This is a genomic window from Bradyrhizobium daqingense, from assembly GCF_021044685.1.
GTDB lineage: Bacteria > Pseudomonadota > Alphaproteobacteria > Rhizobiales > Xanthobacteraceae > Bradyrhizobium > Bradyrhizobium daqingense.
The window spans coordinates 7,796,597-7,820,513 of record NZ_CP088014.1 but is presented as its reverse complement, the minus strand read 5'-3'; the positions used below and the strand labels follow the sequence as shown (position 1 = coordinate 7,820,513).

General features: G+C 58.1%; 18 protein-coding genes and 2 pseudogenes. 5 read left to right on the top strand and 15 right to left on the bottom strand.

The genetic code is table 11. From position 1 onward, the window contains the following. Positions 1-612 precede the first annotated feature (612 nt). On the bottom strand, positions 613-1,881 hold the full coding sequence (locus LPJ38_RS37015; RefSeq protein WP_014497957.1) for an IS256 family transposase: 1,269 nt from the start codon (positions 1,879-1,881) through the stop codon (positions 613-615). A gap of 56 nt (positions 1,882-1,937) precedes the next feature. Then, positions 1,938-3,047: a molybdenum ABC transporter ATP-binding protein gene (gene modC, locus LPJ38_RS37010; protein ID WP_014497956.1), complete on the bottom strand. Its 1,110-nt coding sequence runs from the start codon at positions 3,045-3,047 to the stop codon at positions 1,938-1,940. 2,067 nt (positions 3,048-5,114) lie between these two features. Here modC and LPJ38_RS37005 point away from each other — a divergent pair. The 3 genes from LPJ38_RS37005 (at position 5,115) to LPJ38_RS36995 (ending at position 7,417) form a co-directional block, all read left to right on the top strand. Further along, the gene (locus LPJ38_RS37005) at positions 5,115-5,411 is read left to right on the top strand and encodes a hypothetical protein (RefSeq protein WP_161170740.1); all 297 of its coding nucleotides are present in this window, start codon (positions 5,115-5,117) and stop codon (positions 5,409-5,411) included. Positions 5,412-6,499: 1,088 nt separating this feature from the next. Next, positions 6,500-6,889 carry a hypothetical protein gene (locus LPJ38_RS37000; RefSeq protein ID WP_014497954.1) on the top strand — a complete coding sequence of 130 codons (390 nt, stop codon included), beginning with the start codon at positions 6,500-6,502 and terminating at the stop codon, positions 6,887-6,889. A gap of 66 nt (positions 6,890-6,955) precedes the next feature. Then, entirely contained in the window at positions 6,956-7,417 is a 462-nt protein-coding gene (locus tag LPJ38_RS36995) for an NEL-type E3 ubiquitin ligase domain-containing protein (protein WP_074076604.1), read from the top strand. Between the two features lie 546 nt (positions 7,418-7,963). On the opposite strand, the gene LPJ38_RS36990 is transcribed toward LPJ38_RS36995, so the two are convergent. From LPJ38_RS36990 to LPJ38_RS36930, 13 genes and pseudogenes are all read right to left on the bottom strand, one after another. After that, on the bottom strand, positions 7,964-8,683 hold the full coding sequence (locus LPJ38_RS36990; RefSeq protein WP_011084599.1) for a hypothetical protein: 720 nt from the start codon (positions 8,681-8,683) through the stop codon (positions 7,964-7,966). A 54-nt stretch (positions 8,684-8,737) separates the two neighbouring features. Further along, positions 8,738-9,487: a P-loop NTPase family protein gene (locus LPJ38_RS36985; RefSeq protein ID WP_011084600.1), complete on the bottom strand. Its 750-nt coding sequence runs from the start codon at positions 9,485-9,487 to the stop codon at positions 8,738-8,740. 519 nt (positions 9,488-10,006) lie between these two features. After that, positions 10,007-11,412, bottom strand: a pseudogene (locus LPJ38_RS36980) (M16 family metallopeptidase). Positions 11,413-11,465: 53 nt separating this feature from the next. Beyond that, complete coding sequence (locus tag LPJ38_RS36975; protein WP_018647480.1) at positions 11,466-12,812, bottom strand: M16 family metallopeptidase; 1,347 nt, start codon at positions 12,810-12,812, stop codon at positions 11,466-11,468. A 1,114-nt stretch (positions 12,813-13,926) separates the two neighbouring features. Next, a pseudogene (locus tag LPJ38_RS38455) lies at positions 13,927-14,735 on the bottom strand (effector protein NopP). Positions 14,736-14,916: 181 nt separating this feature from the next. After that, a complete protein-coding gene (locus LPJ38_RS36965; protein WP_011084608.1) occupies positions 14,917-15,507 on the bottom strand; it encodes a tetratricopeptide repeat protein in 591 nt (196 codons plus the stop codon). Positions 15,508-15,537: 30 nt separating this feature from the next. After that, on the bottom strand, positions 15,538-17,637 hold the full coding sequence (gene sctV, locus LPJ38_RS36960; RefSeq protein ID WP_011084609.1) for a type III secretion system export apparatus subunit SctV: 2,100 nt from the start codon (positions 17,635-17,637) through the stop codon (positions 15,538-15,540). A gap of 9 nt (positions 17,638-17,646) precedes the next feature. Then, on the bottom strand, positions 17,647-18,075 hold the full coding sequence (locus LPJ38_RS36955; RefSeq protein WP_011084610.1) for a tetratricopeptide repeat protein: 429 nt from the start codon (positions 18,073-18,075) through the stop codon (positions 17,647-17,649). Between the two features lie 2 nt (positions 18,076-18,077). Beyond that, positions 18,078-18,614, bottom strand: a complete 537-nt coding sequence (locus LPJ38_RS36950; protein WP_011084611.1) for a hypothetical protein — start codon at positions 18,612-18,614, stop codon at positions 18,078-18,080. A 33-nt stretch (positions 18,615-18,647) separates the two neighbouring features. Then, a complete protein-coding gene (locus tag LPJ38_RS36945; protein WP_011084612.1) occupies positions 18,648-19,541 on the bottom strand; it encodes a SctD/MshK family protein in 894 nt (297 codons plus the stop codon). 116 nt (positions 19,542-19,657) lie between these two features. Beyond that, positions 19,658-19,849 carry a hypothetical protein gene (locus LPJ38_RS36940; protein WP_014497948.1) on the bottom strand — a complete coding sequence of 64 codons (192 nt, stop codon included), beginning with the start codon at positions 19,847-19,849 and terminating at the stop codon, positions 19,658-19,660. A 42-nt stretch (positions 19,850-19,891) separates the two neighbouring features. After that, positions 19,892-20,200 (bottom strand): hypothetical protein, encoded by a 309-nt coding sequence (locus tag LPJ38_RS36935; protein ID WP_011084613.1) that lies wholly within the window; start codon positions 20,198-20,200, stop codon positions 19,892-19,894. Positions 20,201-20,297: 97 nt separating this feature from the next. Further along, positions 20,298-20,858: a hypothetical protein gene (locus LPJ38_RS36930; RefSeq protein WP_014497947.1), complete on the bottom strand. Its 561-nt coding sequence runs from the start codon at positions 20,856-20,858 to the stop codon at positions 20,298-20,300. A 250-nt stretch (positions 20,859-21,108) separates the two neighbouring features. Here LPJ38_RS36930 and LPJ38_RS36925 point away from each other — a divergent pair, with 250 nt between their 5' ends. Both LPJ38_RS36925 and LPJ38_RS36920 read left to right on the top strand, forming a co-directional pair. Next, on the top strand, positions 21,109-22,563 hold the full coding sequence (locus tag LPJ38_RS36925) for a DUF1521 domain-containing protein (protein WP_014497946.1): 1,455 nt from the start codon (positions 21,109-21,111) through the stop codon (positions 22,561-22,563). A 154-nt stretch (positions 22,564-22,717) separates the two neighbouring features. Then, entirely contained in the window at positions 22,718-23,782 is a 1,065-nt protein-coding gene (locus tag LPJ38_RS36920) for an IS630-like element ISRj1 family transposase (RefSeq protein WP_039228620.1), read from the top strand. Positions 23,783-23,917: the final 135 nt, after the last annotated feature.

Sequence of the window (23,917 nt, the reverse complement as noted above, 5' to 3'; positions counted from 1 at the left end):
ATAGCCGCAGCTGGGGTTGAACGGCGCCGGCCGCAAGGCATGTTTTTCGGAACGTCTGTTAAGTCCGGTACGCCTGGCTATCGTAACGATTCGGCGCGCAGGTCCGGTCAGCTCATTCCCGTTGTTTGGCGAATTTGCTGATCGCAAGGAGATGGGGTCCTGCTGCGAAGCGCCCGGGAGACGGCGGGCGCAGCCTCGGCAACCGTTTTTGTCAAGACCGGATTGTTCTGCTGCCGAACGGTTGGGAAATCGAGATCTGTTCTCCCCTCGCAACGTTCGCTTGCGAGCATAATGTGTGTGCCCCCCTCGAGTGCCGCTGCACCTGTAAGGTGATGCCTTCCTCGCTGCGCGACATCCAAAGCGGAATCGGCAGGTAGCCTCAAGATCGTCTTTGGCAGGTAAAGAACTGCCCGGAGCGCTATTCGAATCTATCTCATCTAGACTATCGATGATGGCCGCGATCTTGCTGGTGTGTTTCTCGCGTCCAGACATAGCCGTCCAAGGTGCTCATGGGGATGTGGCAGGCCTTGCAAGCCACCGCTCGGCAGCCCGAGCGGAACGGCGCGCGCGACTTCCGCGAAGAGCTATGCGGGATTTTGGGTGACGAGGCGATCAGGCGGCGTGGTTTTCCGGCACTTGGATGACCTCGATGCCGTTTTCGAATCTGACACCTGCGCTGACCTTCGGCAACTGATTTGTGCCTTTCAGCCGCCGCCAGGTCTTTGATGCGGCGCAGAGCAGCTTGAACACCATCAACTTGGCAGTCGTTGACGATAACGAACCTTTCGTGCGCACCGTTCTGTGCCGGACCGTCGCGAACACGCTTTCGATGGGATTCGTCGTCCGCAAGTGGTCCCAATGCTCGGCGGGGAATTCGTAGAACGCAAGCATTGCGTCGCGATCTTTCGTCAGGCACTCGACCGCCTTGTCGTACTTCGCTCCGTATTTCTCGGCAAAGACATCGATCGCCACTTCGGCCGAAGCTCGGTTGGACGCCAAATAGACCTCGCGCAGATCCTTCTTCATGCTGGCCTGTACCGACACTGCGACTTTGTTCAAGATATTCGCGGTTTTGTGCACCCAGCACCGCTGATGTCGCGTGGCGGGAAAGACCTCGTCGAGCGCCTTCCAGAAGCCGAGCGCGCCGTCACCGACGGCGATTTCCGGGGCGATCTTCAGCCCACGGGTTTTCGCCTCGACGAGCAGTTCGTGCCAGCTCTGCGTGCTCTCGCGCACGCCGACCTGGAAGCCGATGAGTTCCTTCTTGCCTTCCGGCGTCGCGCCGATCAGCACCAGCATGCATTCGCTGTGGTCTTCCATGCGAGCCTGCAGGAAGACGCCGTCCGCCCACACGTATACGTACCGGCGCGCCGACAGATCGCGCTTCTGCCAACGCTCGTACTCGAGCTGCCACTCCGTCGTCAGTCTGGAAACCACCGCCGGAGAAAGATTCGGCGCATCCTTGCCCAGGAGCGCCGCCAGCGCCTCCTGGAAGTCGCCCGTCGAGATGCCTCGCAGGTACAGAACCGGCAAAAGTGCATCCAAGCTCTTCGTGCGCCGTGCCCACAACGGCAGGATCGCCGAGGTGAAGCGGATCCGCTCGCCATCGCTGGTCACCGCGCGATCGCGAATCTTTACCCGGGCGACTTCGACGGCGCCGATCCCCGTCTGGATCGTCCGCACTGGACCATGGCCGTGCCGCACGAGGCGGTCGCGGCCATCGGGAAGCTTCAAGCCCTTCATCGCGGCGAGAAACGCCTCGGCTTCCATCTCGACAGCCTGCGCAAGCAGCTGCCGAGCACCAGATCGCAAAATATTCGTCAGTGGATCGTCGATCTCATCGGGCTGACGCAGTGGGACAATGTTGCTATGCTCGTTCATGGCGTATCGCTCTCCTTGAGGTTCTGGCAGGCTCGACACCCGCCTCGATACGCCGCCTATCTCATTCCGTCATCACCCAGTTTCCCGCATAGCTCTTCCGCGAATACTTCCGCTCCAATACTGAGCCGTAGGGCATCAAAGGAGCGGCGCGTGATGCGCGCCAAAAGCGGCACGCCAGAGTGGCCAGTTTCAAGGGTCAGAACCAAGGTGACCTCAGCATCGCCGTGCGGCAGAGAGGCCGTTATGCGTGCTCGAAATACATTGAGGATAGAGCTTGCGCGCGGAGGTTCGCACGCAATGCTGACGTCGCCGGCAGCGATGCGCAGCCGCAGCCTTGCGCCCGGCCTTAGCGGTACTGCTGGTATCAGAAAGCGCGCGGATTTGAGGCGGAGCTTGACCAGCCCGTAGCGCCCGTCATAACCGCCGACCATAGTATCCAGACAGATTGCCGCTTCACTGCGGCTGGCGAGCGCCGGGTCGCTCTGGGTGACATTGAGCGGACCGGCCGCAGTCACGGTGCCATCTTTCATCATGACGAGATGATCGGCGAGACGTTCGATATCGGTGATGTCATGGCTGATGTAGATCATCGGCAACGCAAGCGATTGCAGGATGCGTTCGAGAAATGGCAGGATCTCGCATTTGGCGGAGCGGTCGCGCACAATGAGTGGATCGTCCAGCAGGAGTAGCCGAGGCTGGCCTAGCAGCGCACTGCCAAGGGCAAGTCGCTGCCGCTCGGTCTTGGAAAGATGTGATGGCGTACGCTCGAGCAGTGGCGCCAAGCCGAGCAATTCGACCACACCATCAAAATCGATCAGTGTCGGTTCCGAGTTTGACGCGTTGTATAAAAGGGTGCGTCGTACCGACAAATGAGAAGAGAGGATCGGTAGCTGAAATACATATGCGACGCGACGCAGATGAGGCGGTCGAAACGTCGTCTCATCTTGCCAAATCTCCCCATCAATCGCACAGAAGCCATTCGGCAGACGCTGCACGCCAGCGATGCAGCGCGCGAGTGTAGTTTTGCCGCACCCAGGCGGACCAAAAATCGCTGTGACGCCTTTGGCCGGTACGCTGAACTGCGTATCAAGCAGAATGCTCGCGAGCGAGCCGTTGAAGGCAACCTCAATATAGCCCTTCTTGGCTTCTTTGGTGAACCCGCCCATGTGCTGTATCTTCCATCTAAGTGAGGAGCCTAGCGGCTGCACTGGAGGTGATCGTTATGCTGCTGGCCATCCAGTCTATTCCGCTCCAGCACGGCGCTGCTGCTCGCAAGAGGGTATAAAGTGGGAGGGAGGCGTGCAGAGCGGTTTCAAGTCCGGAGCCTTGTTGAGCAGCTCCACGCCGGTGGATCGTGGCAATCGGTACGGTGGCCGGCGCGCTTACCTTAAGAGTTAAGCGCCGCCTTTCCAGCAACGCGAGGTCTTTGGTCTGCTTGGCCGGGCCGAGGCCTTCTGGTGAATGTTGAATGGCGCGGCTTGAGAGGTTGGGGGGCAAAGATGCCGGCTCACGCCAAAGCTGAATACTGGCCCGCGGCCGGAAATCGGCATCAATGATCCCACAGCTTCGCGAGCCGATTTGAAGTCTGCCCAGTAGCTGATCGTAGCCTCTGCACTCTCAGGTGCGACCAGCATCAGCGCCAGGTCGATTAACATGAATCGAATAAGTCTCATTGGAACTCCGGCTCCGCCTGAGCCGCTTCCTTCCCGGCAACTGGCTGATACTTACCCAGCAATCCGCGTGCCGTTCGAAGTGATAACTGGGCGGTTAGCGGCAAGGGAGGCGTTTTATCTGTCTCCACTCCGCGTCTTAAATCGCCGCATCCTATTGTAGGACTTTGACGCTCGCGTCTCCAACCGCACATGCAGGGCCGTGAGGCGGCACCCAAGGATCATGCCAAGCCTCTCGCGTTCGAGATCGTGCTTTGGCGAATATGCGGCCGTAGAGCTCGTCAATGATGCACAACTCCATGCCATCCGACTGACGCGCCATCCGATCTACTCGGCGGAGAAGGCCTGTAGACGGTCGCTTGGCGAAAGCGCTGACCGAGATGATATGCGGTGCCCGCGCGCTCAAAGTGCTTGAATCGACCGTAACGTCAGGTTGTAGGCATGGCGAAGCAGAAAACCATATTGGGAGCCAACATGGGCACATAAGTGCTAAACGGCCGATCTCTGTTTGTCGCGGTCTTCGCAATGCGTGTTGCGAGTGGCGGGATAATGATTCGGAGCGCGGCAATCATTGCAGCCGGCCCGCGAGAAGCGAGACTCATGGCTGCCGAGGCATTCCAATCCGGTAAACAGATCACCTCTCGGGGCAAAGAAAAACAGAGAAGCACAGGCGTCTTATGAGGGGTTTGGTCAATCAAGAGCGACGAATGGGCTGGACTTGCAATGCGCATCGCTTTGCAGCCGTCCTCGCTGCGATCGCGATCGCTGCGACATGGTGCACAGGACACGCTCGCGCGCGAGATCGGCGAGCCGAGGAAGTCTTGGCGTCGTGCAAATCAGACGTGATCCGCTTCTGTGACCGCTTTACAGGCCGTAGCGATGTTGACGTGGCCATGTTTTGTCTTAGGGACAATTTCAAAAACTTGCACCGCGAATGCCGGCGCATGATGCCAACCGCGGCAAACGAAAACGATGCACCGAGACAATCGCTCAACAAGCGCCCGGTAGGCCCTCATCGAGAGACGCGGCAGTTGCGAACTCGAACGATAGTGAAGTATTCAGACTGACGGGCGGCGGGGTTGGCCAGCTTGGTGGCTGAAGGTCGACCGGGCTGGAGCATCAGCCTGCCGAGGCGCAGTCGGCTGGGTGGGACCGATCCGTGATTGGATTGGCTCGATTAGCGATACAGTTGCCCAGGCGTGGTGCGGCCTTGAATTTCGAGTTTCGTGCTGCAGCAGTTGCGCTTTGTTCAGCGCTGTAGCCATTCGCGGCTTCGAGGTTTTGTGAAGTTGCTTTCGTCTCTCTGTGGCTGGTCCCAAGGGCAATCAGCGTCAGCTGTGGAGGCAGTGGACCGTACTGTCATCAATTTATGGCATTGTGGCCCGCGACTACGTATTTTTGCGGAAGTGGCTAAGTCGGCTGCGACAGCCAATGATTGCCGGAATATCAGCGCGTTTGTTTCATCGCGGTTGCCTTAGATTTCTCAGGATTACCTTCGGCTAGACTGAGCTGTAACAGATTGGGCTAGGAAACCTCTTTTGTTAGCCGCTGATCGATTTCCCCATGCAACCGCTTGATACCATTGCGGCGTTCTCTATGGGCGCTTCAGGGGAGTCGCTTCGCCCGATTGTGGTGCTCCTGACCGAATACACTTTAGAGCTCAAGGCGAAAGGAAACGCCGTCGACGAGAGCCGTTCAAAGGCAGAGAGCTGTTCATGCAGACGCTTCTCAAGGGCCTTGCGTTCGGTGCCAGGCAGGTCGGTGTTAAGTAGCCGGCGGCAGCGCCAGATTCCGTTTCGCAGCCATCTGATCTCACTTAGCGTATCATCAATCGAAGTCATCACGGATGTTGATCCTTAAGTGTAAAACATGGCGATGCTCGTCGAGCGGTCGTTCCCTGGCTCCGCATTCCTGCCGGATAGTTGAGCCGACAACGGCGTATCGCCCGCTCGTGTCCGGAGGAGGCGAGAAGTCCGATGTATGCGACGCTTATAAGTCAATATTATCCTACGCCGCGCGTTTGGCGAGAAATCGCGGCAGATCCTCGCGGTTTCAATGCGCCGCGAACGTGTGTCCTGCACAATTCCAGCGCTCATAGGGTTAAGCGTGTTTAACGCGAGATCAACAAGGCGCACTAGCTGCTCGAGTTATTTGGTCGCGGCGCAGCTAGGCTACACTGAGCTCGACACAGAAAATCTGTCGTACCAGTGACAGATGCACCTGTCCGATTATCCAGTCGGAAGGATACCGTGAAGAGCCGCCCGATCGCCGTTTGCCGGTTCACGTGACCAATGTTAAAATGGCTGGGAACTCCGCGTCGAAGAGAATTAGCGAGCCCGCGGTGTTGACATCGGGGCGCGCTGCGTCTCGTAGCCAAGCGCGTTAGCGCGATAGGCTGCAAGCTTTTGAGCTCAGCTATCGCCCAAGCGTTTGACCCCGGGGAGAAGTATGGCCGCCTCGCCTCACGTCACAGCAAAGTTGCCGGCCTAAACGCGCTGCTGCCGGCGGACCGGCACCCGCCACCAGCCGGTCCAGCACAAAGTGATTCGTCTGCGGAGAGCTGAGCCCAAGGTTACGGAATTACAAACGCCATCCGTCATTTCGTCGCTCCGGACTGCGTCAGGTTATCGACAGGTGGCGCTCGTATCATGAGCGCCGCTACTCCCTTGCAGGCTTGGCTCAATGGGCGCAGAGCTCGCAGGCGAGACCGGTGGACTGCAATATCAATTGATCCGCGAGCGAAACGCCGTCTGGATTCGCTACACTGTCTGCAGTGGGTGCTAGTTGCAGAAGCGTATCCGGGCCATTCGTGCCTGTCGGCACGCTTGTGGGATCGCACCTCACTCCTTGTGGGCCGGTGGCGCGTCAGCCATAGTGGAGGATTGGCGGTTCTAAGATGCGCCGCCCCGGCGCATTCGCTTCATTTTGCTACCGAAGAAACGATATCGATGAACACAGAACAGCTCGTCACTCGTATTCCTTCCGCAACTTCCGATTTGGAAAGCTCCGAACCAGGCTCTCCGGCCGCACCGCTGTGGGGAGAGACCTTGGCCGGCGTGCACACGTCCGCTGCCGGAGCGGTTGCCTCGCCGGAGGAGGTGCTGGCCAACTGGGCTGCCGAAGACGGGCAGGGGCAACATGGGGATCGGCAACAAGCGGTAAGCCGAACGTCGGCTTGGCGGGGGACGGGTGATCTCAATCAGCCGCTAGATCTGTCGTCTCGGTCCCTTACCGCCTTGCCTGCGCCCATTTTGGCCGAGGTGCGCCGCCTGAATGTGGATCACAATCAGCTCGACAGCCTGCCCGAGACACTTTCGACCGGCCTCCAGCGGCTCTAGGCCATCAGCAATGGGCTGACGCGCCTGCCTGCAGAGACCGTGAACTACCATCACTAGGCGTTCCGCCTGGCGGTCGCCGAAGATCTGCGGCAGGCAGCCGTCAGGCCCCGTTTACGCGAGCAGTATTTCGAGTTGGCTTCGGGAGCGAACGGGAGCTGCGAAGATCGCGTTACTTTGGTCTGGAACGGCATGCAGACCGCACGCCTGAACGCTGATGTCGAGGACGGACTCTATGACGGGCGCCTCGGCGAACTGCTCCAGAACGACCGCGTCTTGTTTCGCTTGGAAGCGCTTGACGGGATCGCGCGCGAGAGGGTCAACTCACTTCGCCGTGCCGATCCCGACGCGGATGTCGACGAGATCGAGGTTTATCTTGCCTACCAAGCCCAGCTGCGGGACGCCCTGGAGCTGCGGCACAACGCTCCCGACATGCGCTTCATGAATGTGTCTCAAGTGACCGAGGCCGATGTGGCCAGGGCCGAGGCGTCGGCGCGGGACGGGAAGCGGCGGAATTTCGGGACTATTTAGCGACGCGATGGCAACCATGGAAAGCGTGGTGAGGCGTATGGTACCCCAAGATTATGCTGAAATGCAGGAGCGGCTCGTCGGCGTGATGGGTGTACAATTTGAAACCCGCTTGGATGAGCGACTGGCTGAGCATGGTCTGACGGGCGATGCCGATGCCGAGCCGGTCCTCGGCGCCAGATACGAAACGAGATTGCCCGCGCGATCAAAAGCGCGCTCCTGCATCAGGTCCTCGGGAAGCTCGGCCTTCAGCTATGAGCGCACCTCCGAAGGAGGGTCCGTCGATCCGCCTCGCCGGTCACAAAAGTCAAAATTTAATCGACGCCTTCCGGGACGGACTGCCTGCATGACGGACTGTCTGCATGAGCCATTGCCGAATGAGCTCTGTTAATTGCGCCCGTGCGTCCGTGCGGACGATCATGGTATAGGATGGACATCCAAGAGAAGATTAGCAAAACGCAATGCGTTCACGTTGCGAGCGCCGTTGAACTCAGCGCTCAACGGCCTCTCATAGGCCAGACAAATAGATGGGGGATCAGACCGATCTCTTCAAGTCGCCCTCGTGCAACGTAGGCTACCGATGTCCGTCCCCCGCGGCCGATCCCACCTTCGCAGCGTCACACTCGAATCCAGATCGCGAAACATGCCGTAATTCCGCCGGATCCATTGATGCAGCTCGGTGGACCAGTCCTTCTCGTTGCGCAGATACCCAGTGAAGGAAAAGCCAAGCCGATCTATATATCTCTTAAGGAACAGCGGTAGTGCGGAAATTCGAATCACCCGATCGCCGTCCATCGCTTCAGGTAATCCGCCGCGCAGTGCGAATTCATTGTGGATGATGACCAGCGAGGCCGGGGGAATTCGCCGCCGCAGCATCTCGTAACCACGAAAGGAGATGCGATCTGCGCCCGCGACGAAGAGTACGACAGGGGTGACACAGCACCGCGCCGTCTCCTTGACGAAGCCAATCTCCTCGCACATCTTGAAGAATTCGTCGAAGGCGTGAAAGCCGAGATCGATTACTTTGGGTACACGATCGTGAACGATGAGAGGGTCCATCAGCTGCATCTTGCCGTATGTGTCGATCACATCCGCGGTCTCCGTGATGTTGGGCAGGTAGTCGAGCAATGATGGCTCTTTCAAGTTGACGTCAAACGACAGCGTTGTACCGTCTTTCAGCAGCAAGAACTCGCTCATGGCCCGAGCGATGAGGGTTTTACCGACCTGCGGGCTAGGTGAGCAGATGATGTAGATGGGGGTCGCTAACATAGCCAGCAGATCAATTTCGTTCTGTGCGTGGGCTCGAGCTTGCCGGATATACGGCTACTTCTCGCCGGCCCGGGTGGCGGACTTGGCCCCGGCCAATTCCGTCAAGTTGATGCGATCAAATTCGCTCCAGACATTTGCCAGCCAGTGCCGGACATAGCCGCGCAGCACGAAGGAGTTGTTCGCGGGTTCATCATTGCGTCCCTTGTTCGCGACGAAGTCTATGAACGGGACGGACGCGACTTCCACCTGCTCATACGCCATCTCGTTAAGCTTCGGGATGGTCAACTCAGTCGCATGTTTGATGCGATGAAAATAGGAATTATAAGTGGCTTGATCCCACTGGAAGAATTGAGTGTCGTTGATGAAGTTCTTGACCAGGTAGTACTTTGCACCGGTCATGAAAGTCGCGGTTTCCTCGATCTCGTCTAGCGACGCGATAGATGATCCCAGGATGTGGAACACGGCAAATGTGATCTGGCCAGACCGTGCCGAGTCCAGAAAGCCGATGTTGCGCAAGGAAGCCAGCGCAGAGGACAGTAGGCCTGCGCGAGCATCGATGACAGTGACGGACAGCCCTGAGTTCAAGGTATCGAAGATCTTCATCTGGTCCGCCGTCGCAGTCATGTCGACGATCTCAGTGATCCCGGGGTAAAAGCGCTTCAGCGTTCCCCGGGGCGACTCCGTGTCGAACGCGCGTATTTGCACGTTATTGACGCTAAAGTAGTCCAGTAGCGTTCGTGATACGGTCGTCTTGCCGACTCCTCCCTTGTCCGCACCGACTACAATTACCACTGGCTTCACCATAGAAAAATCTCCTGAGCTCTTGCTATTGCCGCGCGCAAAGTGCGCTATCGGCGCGTCACTGCTTTGGGTGCGAACATGGCGGAAAGAAGGGGCAATGAACCGCCGATGCGAGAGCTCTGCAACTGATAAGCGTTTTCAACATCTAGCGAGTAACGTCGCGTGATGATGCAGCTCCGGCAATGGGAGTAATCACTTGTACTGGTGATTTACGTGAGGTTTGTGTGCGGCTGGAATATGCGGGGCAAGAATCAAAGTCTGCCCATGGTGATCGTTGGATTGCCGTAGGTTCGCTATGGATGCTGTCGCTGCCGCTATCAAATTTTAATGGGAGACCGAGTCTTACGTAGCGTCAGATTGCGAGCTCGATGAAAGCGCAAATCGGGGGGATGCTAGGCGGTCCGACTATGGCTTCGCAGACCATCAAAGGTCTACTGGATCAGATCGCCGTCTTTTCGGTATGCCGAGGAATATCTCCACGAGCTAAAGGTGAGTGGCTAAAGGCCTCTCTGCGCGCGAGAGCTAAGCACATGGGCTGCTAGAAAATAAATTGGGCGGCGTCGTCGGGCCGGTGTCTAGCTGATCGGCGCCCGGCGGGGGTGTAGTCCTGGACGGCACAATGGCCGCCTGCGCTGCGTCCTTTGGGGCGCGGCCGACGATAATTGTGAGCAGACCCCCGCCCCACAGCCGCTGCGCTGCTCTCTTTGGCGTCTTCCAGCGTCACCGCATCGACGACGGCATTCTGGTTTTCGAGATAGTCGATAGGCAACTTGTCAAGCTGATGCTGCAGTAGCGTTCGCGCCAGTTTTGATGATGTGTTGAGAGCTACCAGTTGCGAGCCCTTCAGGTAGGACTTTGCGTCATCGAGCTCCTGCTGAGTCGGTCCTTCCGCGGCGATCTGTCGGACCTGCTTCTCGATTTCTTCAACCGTTTCACCGGCCCGATCGGCGCAGGTGCCGCTGGTACCGAGAAACATGGCTGAATGATCCAGCCAGACAAGCTGCTCACGGACTGAATAAGCCAGTCCGCGCTTCTCGCGGACTTCGCGGAACAGGCGTGACGTCAGGCCGCCGCCGCCGAGAATGTGGTTGACGATACAGGCGGGCATGAAACCCGGCTCGCTGCGACGGACGGCTGGACCGCCAAAAGTCACAACTGTCTGCGGCACATCGAGCTGAATAAAGACCCGCTGCGGCGGCTTTGCTGCGATGACGTCGGCGACCGGCATCGCTTCCGCGTTGCTCGGCAGGCTGCCAAAGGTCTTATCGAGCAGCTTGCAGACGGCCCCTGGATCGACCCCGCCGACCACCGCGATTTTGAACGTGTCTTTTTGCAATGACGCGCCGGACATAACCCTTGAGATCCTCGGCCTCTATCTTCGGCACGCTTTCCAAGTAGCCATCGACTGGGCGAGCATAGGGATGATCCCCAAAAGCGACTTCGAGGAACTTGCGGCGAGCCAGCGACGAAGGATCGGTTGAGTCGTGCCGAAGGCGCGCAAGCACAGCGGCACGGTTCCGTTCGACGTCGGCGGCCTCAAAACGCGGCGAGGTTAGCGCGATCCGTAAAAGCTCGAAGGCCTCCTCCGCGCTGTCATTGATCGTGCGCAAGGCACCGCGGAAGTGATCATGGGTCACGTGAAAACGCAGCTCAATGGCATGGCGGTCCAGCCGCTGATGAAAGGTCTTGAAGTCAAATTTGCCGGAACCTTCCTTGAGCAGCCCAGAAACCATGTGGGCTACGCCAGGTCTTTGAGCGGGATCCTGAGCCGCGCCGCCGGTGAAGGCATATTCCATCGAGATCAATGGGACAGTGGAGTCCTGCACGAACCAGGCTTCTATGCCGCAAGACGAAATCAAACGCTTGATCCTGGTCCGGTCCAGTGATCGTGGTGCGGCATGCGAATTTGACGAAGCGAGCACCGCCATGGAGAGGGAGGCTCCTCCAAGGAGGATCCCGCGTCGAGTGCAAGGATGGATCACTAGAGCGTCTCCCAGTGTTGCGGGGTAGACTCTTTGACGAGATAGCCGGTTACCGCTCGTTTCTTGTCGAGCCATATCCGCGCGGCCTCATGCACCTGCGGTGCGCCGACCGCGCGGATGTCGTCCGGCCAGCGTTGTACATCCTCGATGCATAGTCCCGTCGTCAGGGCGCGGCCATACCAGTGAGCGAGCAGTTCCTGACTGTCTTGGGCGTAGGCGACTTGCGCGGTTAGCCGCGTCTTCGCCCGCTGGAGATCTTCGGCACTCGCGGGATTACGGGCAATACCGGCGATTACCTCGTCGATGCAGCGCTCGATCAGGCTGAGGTTGGCGCCAGGCTTTGGTATGACGGAAATCTCGAATAGCGATGGATCGAGCGCGGCAGAGTGGTAGCTCGCCCTGGCGGTGACCGCGAGCTGCTTTTCGACAACCAGCGAGAGATAGAGATATGAGTTAATGCCGCCGCCCATCAACTGCTCGAGCACCTCAAGCGCTGGACCCTCGCCCGCGGCCGCGCTGCGAGTCGAGGGTACGAGATAATAGCGGCGCAGGGCCGGCTGCTCGACGCGGGCATCGGCCAGTGTCACTCTGCGCTGCGCGGCCGGCGGCGGTTCCTGCGGCCGCAGGCGTTCCTTGGGAATCGAAGGTTGCGCGGGGATGCCGCCAAACGTCTCCTTCACCATGGAGCGCATTTCCTTGGTGGCTACGTCGCCAGCGACAATCAGGATCGCGTTGTTAGGTGCATAGAAGCGCCGGTAGAAGGCAAGCGCGTCCTCTCGGGTAAGCTTTTCGATTTCCTGGCGCCACGCGATAATAGGGTGGCCGTAGGGGTGGTTGAGGTAAAGCGCCGCCATCATCTGCTCAGCAAGCCGGTTACCTGGATGGTTGGCGACCCTCATATTGAATTCCTCCAGCACGACGTCTCGCTCGGAGAGCACGTTCTCGTCCTTGAGAACGAGACCGGTCATGCGGTCGGCTTCAAATTCCATCATCTTGCCGAGGTGCTCTCGAGGCACGTGGTGGAAGTAGCTGGTGAAGTCGAACCCGGTAAAGGCGTTCTGGTAGCCGCTGGCGCGCAGCACGGCCTTGGAGAATTCATCCGCCGGATGTTTGGAAGTACCCTTGAACATCAGGTGTTCGAGGAAATGCGCAAGCCCCGATTTGCCGGGCGGTTCATCCGCGGAACCGACCTTATACCAGATCATCTGAGTGACGACTGGTGTGCGATGATCCTGGATCACAACCACCTGCAGGTCGTTCTGAAGCGTGAAGCATGCTGCTCGATCTGATCTGACCGTGCCGGCATAGACGCTAACCGCCGGAGTGGTGCGCGTCGTCGAGTCCAAGGCTTCAGGTGGCCAAATGTAACCGTCGACATGTCATGAACACAACCTTGCGCACAACGTCTCAGGAGAACTTGGCGTCTCTGGAGATTTGGGGGTAGATCAAGCGCGATATACGCTGGCACAACACTCAGCAGCTTGCCGTCACACATCTCGCTCTACACGATGAGCGGCTTGACGATTTGTCTGCCAGCGAGCAGCTCCTCTGAGTACACTGCGCCGAAGTAGTCCAGGATGAACGTGCGACAACAGCGTAGTTTATCGGCCGCGCGCATCAGGTGCCGCGGGGGAGCGCGATTGAGAAGATTTGCCGCAAAAGCCCATCGGTTGTTGACGCGCGAGGTAAACAAATGCTCAGCGATAGCTTCGATGAGACAGTGGAAGTCACTTGCCGGCCGTCGCGGTTTACGTAAGGCAAAGGGAAGCCGAGCGCACCGCTCACCGTCCTTAAATCACCTGCCAACAAGTCACTCAGATTAAGGATACCAAGGGCACCGCAGATCGCGGTCATGTGATTTGCGGTTGCAAGCCGGAGCCTGGTTGGCGCATGTTAACTACTTCGCTATTTCTCCTCTCTCTTATCTGAACGACAAGATGCCAGAAGGGCGTGGATGTAGCAGTGCCGAGCGGGTTTGATGAGGATGTGATCCTCCCGGAGGACGTTCATGCCGGCAAGATTCTGCCAACCAATCATGCCGTCCGCTGCCGGCGGCTAAAGGGCTGAAAACGGTTTGCGAGCAAGTTTTTTCCCGGGAAGGCAGAGGAGGAGATCCTCACATGGCAGGACCGGGTGTCATGGAGATCGTGCGCCGCCATCGCGCGCTGTAGCTTCGCAGTGCCGATAGACCGCGTCATTTCGGCTGATACAAGGAGGCTCTTTGCTGGCGCAAGCTGCAGATCAGGAGGAACACGAGGCTGCGGAGTCCGAGAGATAATCGATCTGCTGCTCGTCCGGCTTGATTCCGCCAGACGAAAGGGCCCACAGCGCAGTCCAACTCCGCCTGCGGATACGGAAAAGATGTCGGTGCTCAAGAGTACATGCAGCAGGAAATGAGATAGAGGCCTGATCTTGCCCCGCCGATCCGGCCAATCGCTCTTCGTGTGATGCCTGTAGGCTCTACATAAAGTCATATTCCTCATCATACGGATCGTTCGCGGGCTTCGCTACACTCTCGGTATACTTGGCATTGCCGCTGTTGTCTTCAGTCGCGGCAAGATACAAAGGCGGCTTACCCGCCCGCTGCCAATTGCCGCCTTCGTTCTTCCATTTGTCATCGTGCTTGGTGGGATCTAGCACCATCATCGAGTCACTAACCTCAAGAAAGCCCAACGCTGCCGCGCGGGCTTTCGCTTCCGGATTGGAAGAGTGGGAGAGAACGAGCGGTTTGTTTCCGTCGATCTGGAGCTGATGTTCAAGCAAGATATCGCCCGCGTTCTCGACGAGCGGATGAGTAACCCGGAAAGCTATTGTTGAGGTGATTTCATCTCGTCCAGGAAATTGATGGCGCTAATCATTGTTGCCCTTGAACAGCTCACTCATGCGGCCTCCGGGTTCCGTTCTCAGAAGCCCGACGCTCTTGTTCCCAAGCTGATAGCTGAAAAAGCACGATTTCTCCGAAATAGACTTCGTGCCGAAGCGAAATGCAGTGTCCGCTGTGCGTGAGCCTTTTCGGAAACCCAGCGCGAGTATCGCTGCGGATTGGCAGCAATATCCTCTATGTCTCCTCCATAAAAATCTGCCAGCTTATTCTCAAACGAAGATTTTGAGATCTCAACCACCGGCCGCTCGTCAACCAGCGCGTATGGCGGGACTGCTGCCAAAGATGCATCAACGGAGCAGCTCGATGGCGCCAAACTCAGAGCAGAGAATACATCCAAGAATCTTGGGCTATCCGTGTGGGAGCCATCGTCCGAGCTCGTTCCCATTTCATCGAGCTCGGACGCACGTTCGCTGTTAGATAGAGCTTTAGTGTTTTGAAACATAACACGTCCTGTTATGTCGGCGAGGCCGCGCCGGAGTGGGGTTCCGCGCTCATAGTAAGCCTAGCTGTCGGCAAGCTGACAGCTAAGCATCACGCTTCGCTATTCCTGCCCGCTCTTGATCGCCTTATCTTGAACGAGCCAATGCTTTCCGGCTGCCCGCCTGAGGTGCTGCGCTGGCATCGCCGGCGTCCATCTTGCCTTGAAGGGCGAGGGACAGTCCGAAATTGTTGCGCAGCATCGGGTTTGCAGGTTCCGCCGCGAGAGCTTGGCGGTATAGCTCTTGGGCTTCCTGATGACGGCCCTCGTGATCGAGAACAACTGCTTTGGCATTTAATGCGCGCAGGTCGCCAGGGGTTGCCAATAACACGCCGTCGAGCACCTCAAGCGCATCATTCGGACAGTTGCGTGCCAGCAGGGCTCGCGCAAGAGGAATAGCCGCATCAATGTTGTTCGGCTGTTGCTTCAATGCGTCGCGCAGAGCCCCTTCATCAGCATCTCGGCCAAGCGCGTGCGAAATGCGCTCGCGCGCGGCGGGGTCGATCTCTTCGCTGTCTGCGAGGTCTGATGCGGACCTCTGCTGCGGTGAAAGGCCATGTTTGTCTGCGGTAGCGCAACCAGCGAGCAGCACAACAGTCAGCATCGCAAGCAGAGCCGGCCGCAGCCTTGGACTGGCGGAGCACAGATATCGGCGGAAGCTGGTGTCATTAGATTTCATCGGCTACTCACAAGGTAGTGCTGCGCACTCTTAGCTTGCAGCTGTTAGGAGCCCTCCTGAGGAAGGCGCCTTTGGAAGCTTGACGGATCCGATCGGCCGGACCGTGAAGTCCGCGGCGAGATCTTGATAGGACAGAACAGGCAAGTCGATTCCGTTGCGCGTGAGAAAACCGCGCACGAAACGCCGGATATCCATCGAACCGAGGACGACAGGCTGGCTCTTACTTTGCGCGATGGTCGCATGAATCTGACGAAATTGTGCAAGCAGCTTTTCGCTCTGCCATTCATCCAAGACGAGATATGGGCCTACGGCCGTTTCCCGTACTGCGCCGCGGATGATTTCCTCGCTCTCACGCTCGATGATAAAGGCGACCACGACGCGATGGGCATTAGCATACCGGAAGCAGATTTGGCGTTTTAAGGTAGCACGAACATACTCGGTGAGCAGGACGGCGTTTTGCTCGCGCTCGCTCCATTCTGCCAATGCCTCCAGAAGCAAGCGGGTATTGCGGATTGGAATGCCTTCATCGAGCAAGCGGCGCAGGACCTCGGCGATCCGAGGGACGGTGGCCGTACGCAGTACCTCCTTCACCAGATCAGGGTATTCCTGCTCCATCCGAGCGAGCAATTGGCGGGTTTCCTGAATACCGACCAGGCGCTGTGCAAAGCGCGTCAATGTGGAATGGAGACGTAAGGCAAGAACTTCGCTTAGCCGATGATATCCGATTCCGGCGGCCTTGAGAGCCGCTGCATGCCGTTCTTCGATCCAGACCCGATTCGTTTCAGGGTCTTGTTGAAAGGGGATGCCGCTCAATTCGATGTTCGCGACATCGTCGTTGAGTGCCAAGTGCCCGGGATTGATCACATCACGCTCAACTGGCACACTATCGACATCGACCCTGAACTGCGACGAGGACAAGCTGTCGCCAATCTGGGCAGGGATCCGCGGAATGGTGATGCCAAGGTCCGCCGACACGAGCCTTGAAACACGCGAAATGCTCTCTTCCAGCTCGTCTTTGTCGATCGAATCCGTCAGGTTTGGTGCAAGGAACAACGCGATCGGAAGCGCTTCCGCATGTGCGGCCTGCTTTTGGACCGCTGCAGGAACCGGCGCCGATGCCGCGGCGCTAGCTCCTATTTTGGCGGCAGGCTTGTCGTCTTTGGGGCCGACCTTGACGTAGCTTGCGGCAGCGAACAGGACGGCCAGCACGGCAAACGGGGGCAAAGGAAAGCCAGGAACGAGCCCCATGAATACCAAGACGCAAGCGGCTAGCCTAAGTGCCTCCGTACTTGCGGTAAGTTGGTGAACGATATCGGCGCCGAGTCTGAGTTTGGAGGGTCCGTTGACGCGCGTGACAATGGTCGCGGCGGTAATTGACAGCAGCAGCGCCGGAATCTGCGAAATGAGCGCATCACCAATCGTCAAAAGAGTATATTGATGCAGCGCTTCATCGAGCGACATGCCCTTGGAGAGCAGGCCGATGCTTATTCCGCCAAGCATATTGATGCAGATCACGATCAGCCCGGCGATCGCGTCTCCCTTAACGAACTTCATGGCACCATCCATAGCGCCATGAAGCTGACTCTCTTGTTCCAAGGCGGCACGTCGGCGGCGTGCTTCGTGTTGATCGATGTGGCTGTTGCGTAGCTCCGCATCGATCGCCATCTGCTTGCCTGGTAGCGCGTCAAGCGTGAAGCGCGCAGACACCTCTGCGACGCGTTCGGCACCCTTGGCAAGAACCATGAATTGGACCATGGTCACGATCAAGAATATGACAATTCCGACCGCAATATTCCCTGAAATGACGAAGTCGCCGAAGGTGTGAATGATGCTGCCCGCGTCGCCTTCGGCGAGGATCAGCCGTGTTGTTGCAATCGTCAGCGCCAGCCGAAATACGGTGGAGATCAGGATGACGCCCGGCAAGGACGAGAAATCAAGCGGTGTGCTGAGATAGAGGGCAACCATCAGCAGCAATATGGCAAAGCCAAGATTGAAGCCGATCAGCATGTCGATCACGATGATTGGGATTGGCATGATCATCATGCCGATCGCTAGAAGCAGCATCAAGGCAACCATGAAATCCGGGTGGGCCGGAGCGCGCACGACAAAGCCGCGCAAGGTGTTAGCCATGATAGATCCCTATTGCTTTCGGATGAGGGCTGTACTCGCGCGCAATGACACATAGGTCTGGAAGACCTCGCGAGCCTCGGCCATGCGGCCAGCGTGCCGTAGCGCGTGACTGCGCAACAGCGTCATCGGTATGCGAGAAGAGGGTTGCGTATCAAGTGCGTCCAGCCGGTCCAGCACATGGAGTGCTTCCTCGCCGAGGCCCTCGGCGATGAGCGTGTAGGCTAGAATGCGGAGTAGACCGACGTCGTTGGAATGCTCGCGAGCTGCAATTCGCAACAGAGCCAGGCTGTGTGCGCTCTGCCCGCACGCGAGATGGACATATGAGAGTGCGCAAAGCAGGTCGCGCTCTGGCCCGGAGATCGACGGAATATCGCCGGATTTTGAGACTCCTGGAGCCAGGGGAACGGCGACGCGATGCAATCCATCAGGATCGGCCATGGCTAACCCTTGATTAAGCTGTTTTGGTTTTGTCGGAGCATTAGTAACCGCTGCAGCTCCTGCTGCAGGATTGCCAAGCACTCTCGCGCCGTCTTGTCTTCCGGCGTCGCCTCCAATGTTCGCGTCAAGCGTTCCAGAAGAACACCATGCTTGTCAGCGCGCAGTACGTCGGGATGACGAAGGCGCGGAACTACGAAGGAGAGTAGTCCGCGGGACAGATTGGGACCATAAAGCGAAGCCAATCTCGCGCGTGCATCTACCTCATTCGCTCCTGCTTCGCTTTCGAATAAAGTGACGCGTGAGATGGCGCCGACGGAATCGACCCCGAGCGCCGCTTCGCTCGCGCCATCAATTGGCAGATCATACGAAGCCGCATCCTGCCACGACGCCCGCTTCGTGCCGCTATCCGCATGGGCGCCTCCGACTTCGAGCTTATCACCTCGCGAAGGAGGCGAGCCGATGACTGGTGCGTGCTGGCCCGCATCTAACCCCTGCGATGAGTTGCCGGGCCCTACGGAGTTCTGAGGCAGCCTAGCCATAGCCTTCTCCTTCTCTTTTGCAGGGTAGAGACCTTAATAGGGCAAAGCGGCAGATCGGCCGTTGCGGCTGAGCAGAACTCGTCCATCCTCGATTCGATCAACGGTCCATCCATTACTTAAGAGCGCGCCGACGAAATACTTCTGCCCGGCAATAAGCAGATAAGGTTCGCTTCCGCGCCAGACGGCTTGGACAGCAATCGAAGACGGCATCTTTTCCTCTTTCACCGCGACAGCGTTCACAAGGGTCGGGGTACCATTGCTTTGACGATCGAACCATTGCTGGATTTCTTTCCATTTTGCGACGAGGTCCGGCGCAATCGTCCCTTCCGCGGTCACGACGCCGGGCCCGTGCCCGATCTTGACGTCAGGAAGGCCCTCTCGTTCGATCTGTTGGCGCAGTGATGCGGCCATTTCATCAGCAGCTCTCGCGTCAAAATGATCGACGGTTGGTTTAGCGGCAATTTCGACCGCGTGCGATGATCCGGTGCTTGGCGCCACCGCCCTATCGCCGGGGGCAAAGATGATTGAGACGGTGCCGATCGCGACAGAGCTGAGCAAGATCAGGCTGAGTGCCACGATCGAGCGGCGAGATCGCTTGCTCGAAGCAATTGGTTGGAAATCCTCTGCCGACCAGCGGATGGACATCGCGCCGGCATGAATGATCGCGGGAAGCGGCACTCTGACGCGCTCACCTGTTGCAATGCTAGCGTGACGGTCAATGCTGATTCTGGCAGCGAGCGCTTCGAGCTCGATCGAATCGCGCTGCGGGATGACGCGAAGATGATGCGGTTCGAGCCCTTGTTCAACGAAGATCATGTCCGCATCGAGGCCGCTGCCCACAATGCTCTCGCCGCCCGCCGTCTTTCCTTTGAGCCCGGTATAGACCCCCGAAAGCACCTCGAACTCAAGCGAAACAGAGTCGTTCACGATAATCCCCCGAATAACGAGAGAAGCCGTACGGCGGTGCCGTACGGCTCATCCAGACTTCGTCATTCACAGCGCGGCGACGGTAGCAACTGCGGTGAGCCACCCGTCTTGCAGAATTACTGGACGCGCTCGTCGGCGACCTTCTTCTCGGACGAGAGTTCGGTCGTAATTCTGCGCATTGCCACGGCCTGGGCCTGAACCTTCTGGCTCACACGCTCGAATTCAGCCATCTGGTTCTGGAAGCCGCTATCGCCGGTCTGCTGGGCACCAGCAGCGCCGCCATTTCCGCCAACATTGTCAACCGCCATGTCTATTTGCCTTTCTTTTGGGATAACGCTGGTTCTGATTTGTTACGAGGTGCGGGCCGGCGAGACGATCGCAGGAATGGAAAGGAACATGGGCGTACCGCCGAGCGTGCTGAGCCCGAGGTTCAGCTCCGGGCTCTTGCAGGCAGTCTCGTGCTTGGATTGCACCTCGGTCTTTTCGCCGGCGTCTTTGTGGTCTTCGGCCTTATCATGGTGACCCTCGTCGGGCACCAAGGTGTGGACCACCTTGTCAAAGACCTTGTCCACGGTCCCGCCCAGTGCCGAACCAATTGCCGCTCCGGCCGGGCCGCCTAGGTAACCGCCGGCGGCGCTTCCAATCATTTCTCCGATCATTGCGTTCTCCTATGTTCGTCTTGTTGCGCAGACGACTGTTCGCCTAGCTTCAGCGGCCTCATGCTAGGGGCGCTAGCTTTCGAAAAGCTGACGAGCCTCACGTTGAGGCGAGTGATATTTTGCGGCAGGCTTGCATCTGCTCGCAATCATCGGATCGCCCTGTCGCTCCCAGCGGCGCCCTATAGCCGGCTTGGATGAAGGCGAGTTGAGCCGTGCTTAGCTGCGCGTTCAGGAATGATTTGACTTGGCGGAACCTTCGCAGGCGCGTGGCTTGCAGGGTGGAGCACGGAAGCGGGATAAGGTCATCGAGCCGTGCGGATCTCAGCCCTCGCTTGTCCCGTTTGGCTAAGATGGCGGCTTGCGAAAGCTCACCTTTCGCGAAGTCTTGATGTTTGGGAAAATGCAGCGAGAGTTCAAGCTGTTGATCGCTCCTCGCAGATGATGTGCAGTTCCGGCGGGAGCGCTGATTGCGGTGAGGATGAGATGATTGGCTGATAACCGGCAACGTCGTGTCATTTGCCTGAAGACATGGGAGCACCGCTGGTACCAGACGAATCTTGCCAGGAGGGAATATTAAATCTTGCGATACGTTCAGCGAAGGATGCGTTTCGGACATCCGATCGATGCCAAAGTGCGTGCGGCTTGGCTCGCTGATCATCGTCAGCTTTTCGACAGGTGTTCGGGCTACCGTATCTGTGAGTTGAATGCGCGTGATGTGCTCGTGCGGTTACGGTGATGGGGCGAGAGAGGATCTCCATAGGCTGCCGGTTCTGGCAAGGGAATTAGTCGTTCGTTCGGATGAGCTGATCAGGCGCTCTCATGCAGATCTGAAGCGGCGGATCTTGGGTGACTATGCGCGTAACGCTCACAGTTTTACAGATGTCGTCTATGCAACAGGAGTGAACTAAATGCAGTATCTTCCCGTGGCCGGCCTGCCAGTGGTGGGTGCGCCCGACTCGATGAACGGAGTGGCGCCGGAGGGCGCTGTTGTCACTCCCACCTTCAACGCCATGTTGGGGCAATATGCCCCGGCGAGCTACCAGTACTTGCCGGTAGCCTCACCAGCCCTCGTCGGTACGGCCGTTGGGAGTGTCGTTCCGGTCGTCGTGGCGCCAGCCGTCGTTACGACGCAGGCGTACATGATGGCGCCTCCTCCTTCCACCATGCTGATGAGCCAGCTGAATCAGAATGCCGAGCCTGCTGTGGATCCGGTGTGGACGCATGAGGTCAAGGATGGCAAGGCCACGATCAACCTTGGGGACAAGTATACGATTACGGCCAATGAGAAGGATGGCACGTGGACAGTCCGCAACAACCAGACCGGCCATGTCACGGTCATTCATGGCGACCCGCACGTTGATGCCGACGGAGACGGCAAGGATGACTTCGATTTCAAGAAGGATATGACGTTTCAGCTCGACGACGGCACGAAGATTACTGTGAATAATGTCGACTACGGCAATGGCCAGGCCATCTCTTCAAAGCTTACGATTACGAACGGCCACAACGCGATCGTTGTCGAGGGGCTCGGCGACGACAAGGATGGCAAAAACAATCTGAGGGTGACGCAGTCCAACGCTGGGATGACCCTTGACGAGTTGACGTCTGATGGTGCCCAAACGATCCATGAGAGTGGACAGGGATGGGTCGATGGCGCCGGACGCGCCGTGAATCAGGCGAGTATCGACGACGGCGAGCAAGGGCGTGGGCCGGGCAACTACCAGTATGCAAGCGGAGCGCCCACCTCTACGGCGCCCGTCTTCTTCGTTCCTCCTCCGCCGCCGCCTCTTGCGATGGTGCCTGTTGCGGCTGCCCAGGTGCCCACGCAGTCTTCTCAGCCGGCGCCAGTGTGGTCACATGAGGTCAGGGACGGCAAGGCTGAGATCAAGCTTGGTGATAAGTATTCGATCTTGGTCGACGAAAATGACGGAACAGTGCTCATTCGTAACAGTCAAACAGGCAAGATCACCTCGATTAAAGGCGATCCCCACGTCGATGCCGACGGTGACGGCAAGGTCGACTTTGACTTCAAGAAGAACATGACTTTCCAGCTCGACGACGGCACGAAGATTACTGTCGACACCGTTGATATCGGCAAGGGCAAAACGATGGCCTCGAAGCTGACCATTACTAACGGCGACAATGCCATGGTCGTCGAAGGGCTTGGAGACCGCTTTGACGGTAAGAACAATCTCAAGGTGACGCAGTCGAATGCGGGCCGTACGCTTGATCAATTGACTTCGGACGGAGCCCAGACGATTTATGAACAACCAGGCTCGGGGTGGGTTGACCGGTCTGGACGCCAGGTGAACCAGGAAATCATCGACAGCAATGAGAATCCAGGCACAACGTCCGATGCTTGAGTTGGCCTGAGGTCTGGCTGGTACTGCGAAGCGGTTCCAGCTTATGGGATAAGTCACTGAAGTGGGCGCTAGCGCCCGCTTTTCGTGTTCAGTGAGGAGATGAAGATACTAGTACCCACTTTTCTTGGAACGTGAGTCGTGATTCAAGGTCGGGATGATACCCGAAGCAAGAGAAGTCCACCTTTCGAGGAAAGATCGCAAGGTGCTTGAGGCGTGCTGTCGCTCACCGGTGACGTTGCAGCGCGATTTGAAGCGGGCGCGGATAGTTCTGTTGGCGGCGGATGGGCGCAGCACCCGGTCGATCGCCAAGGAAGTTGGGGTCCAGCCGCGGATTGTCAGCCTTTGGCGGCATCGCTATGCCGACCATGGCCTTGAAGGGCTGCAAGACAAGCCGCGGCCTGGCAAGCAGCCGATCTATACGAAGACGACCGACAAGCGGATTCTGAAGCTGCTGGATAAGCCGCCACCGCAAGGGTTTGCGCGCTGGACCGGCCCCCTTCTGGCCGAGGCGCTGGGCGATGTCGATGTCCAATATGTCTGGCGGTTCCTGCGCAGCCACAAGATTGACCTGGTGGCTCGCAAGTCCTGGTGCGAGAGCAACGACCCGAACTTTACGGCCAAAGCCGCCGATGTTGTCGGCCTCTATGTCGCGCCGCCGGCGAAGGCCATTGTGCTGTGCGTGGACGAGAAGCCCTCGATCCAGGCTTTGGAGCGAGCGCAGGGTTATCTGAAGTTGCCCAATGGCCGCGCCTTGACCGGCCAAAGCCACGATTACAAGCGGCATGGCACCACAACATTGTTTGCGGCGCTCGAAGTCGCCACCGGAAAGATCATCGCGACCCATTCAAAACGCCGGCGCCGCGTCGAGTTTCTCGATTTCATGAACAGCGTCACCGCGGCTTTTCCGAACCGCAAGCTTCACGTCATCCTCGACAACCTCAACACCCATAAAAAGAACGAGGACTGGCTCAAGGCCCACCCCAACGTGCAATTTCATTTCACGCCGACAAGTGCGCCATGGCTCAATCAGGTCGAAGTATGGTTTTCCATCTTGCAGGGGCAGTCGCTCAGCGGCACCTCCTTCACGAGCCTCAAGCAGCTTCAGGAACACATCGATGCCTACGTCAACGCATACAACGACAGAGCCGAGCCCTTCGTCTGGACCAAGAAAAAGGTCCGTCAACGCCGTTTCAAAGGCCGCCGTATCACTCAGCTCTGATTCCGGGTACTAGGTGCGGCGGCCTCGATGAGGATCTTAGCTCTTAGCGTGATAGGGGCAGTCTGAGCTTTGGCGCCAATTCGTAGCGACAAATACGCCATAACTCAGGATCAGGCAGCAGCAACATGCCTCGAT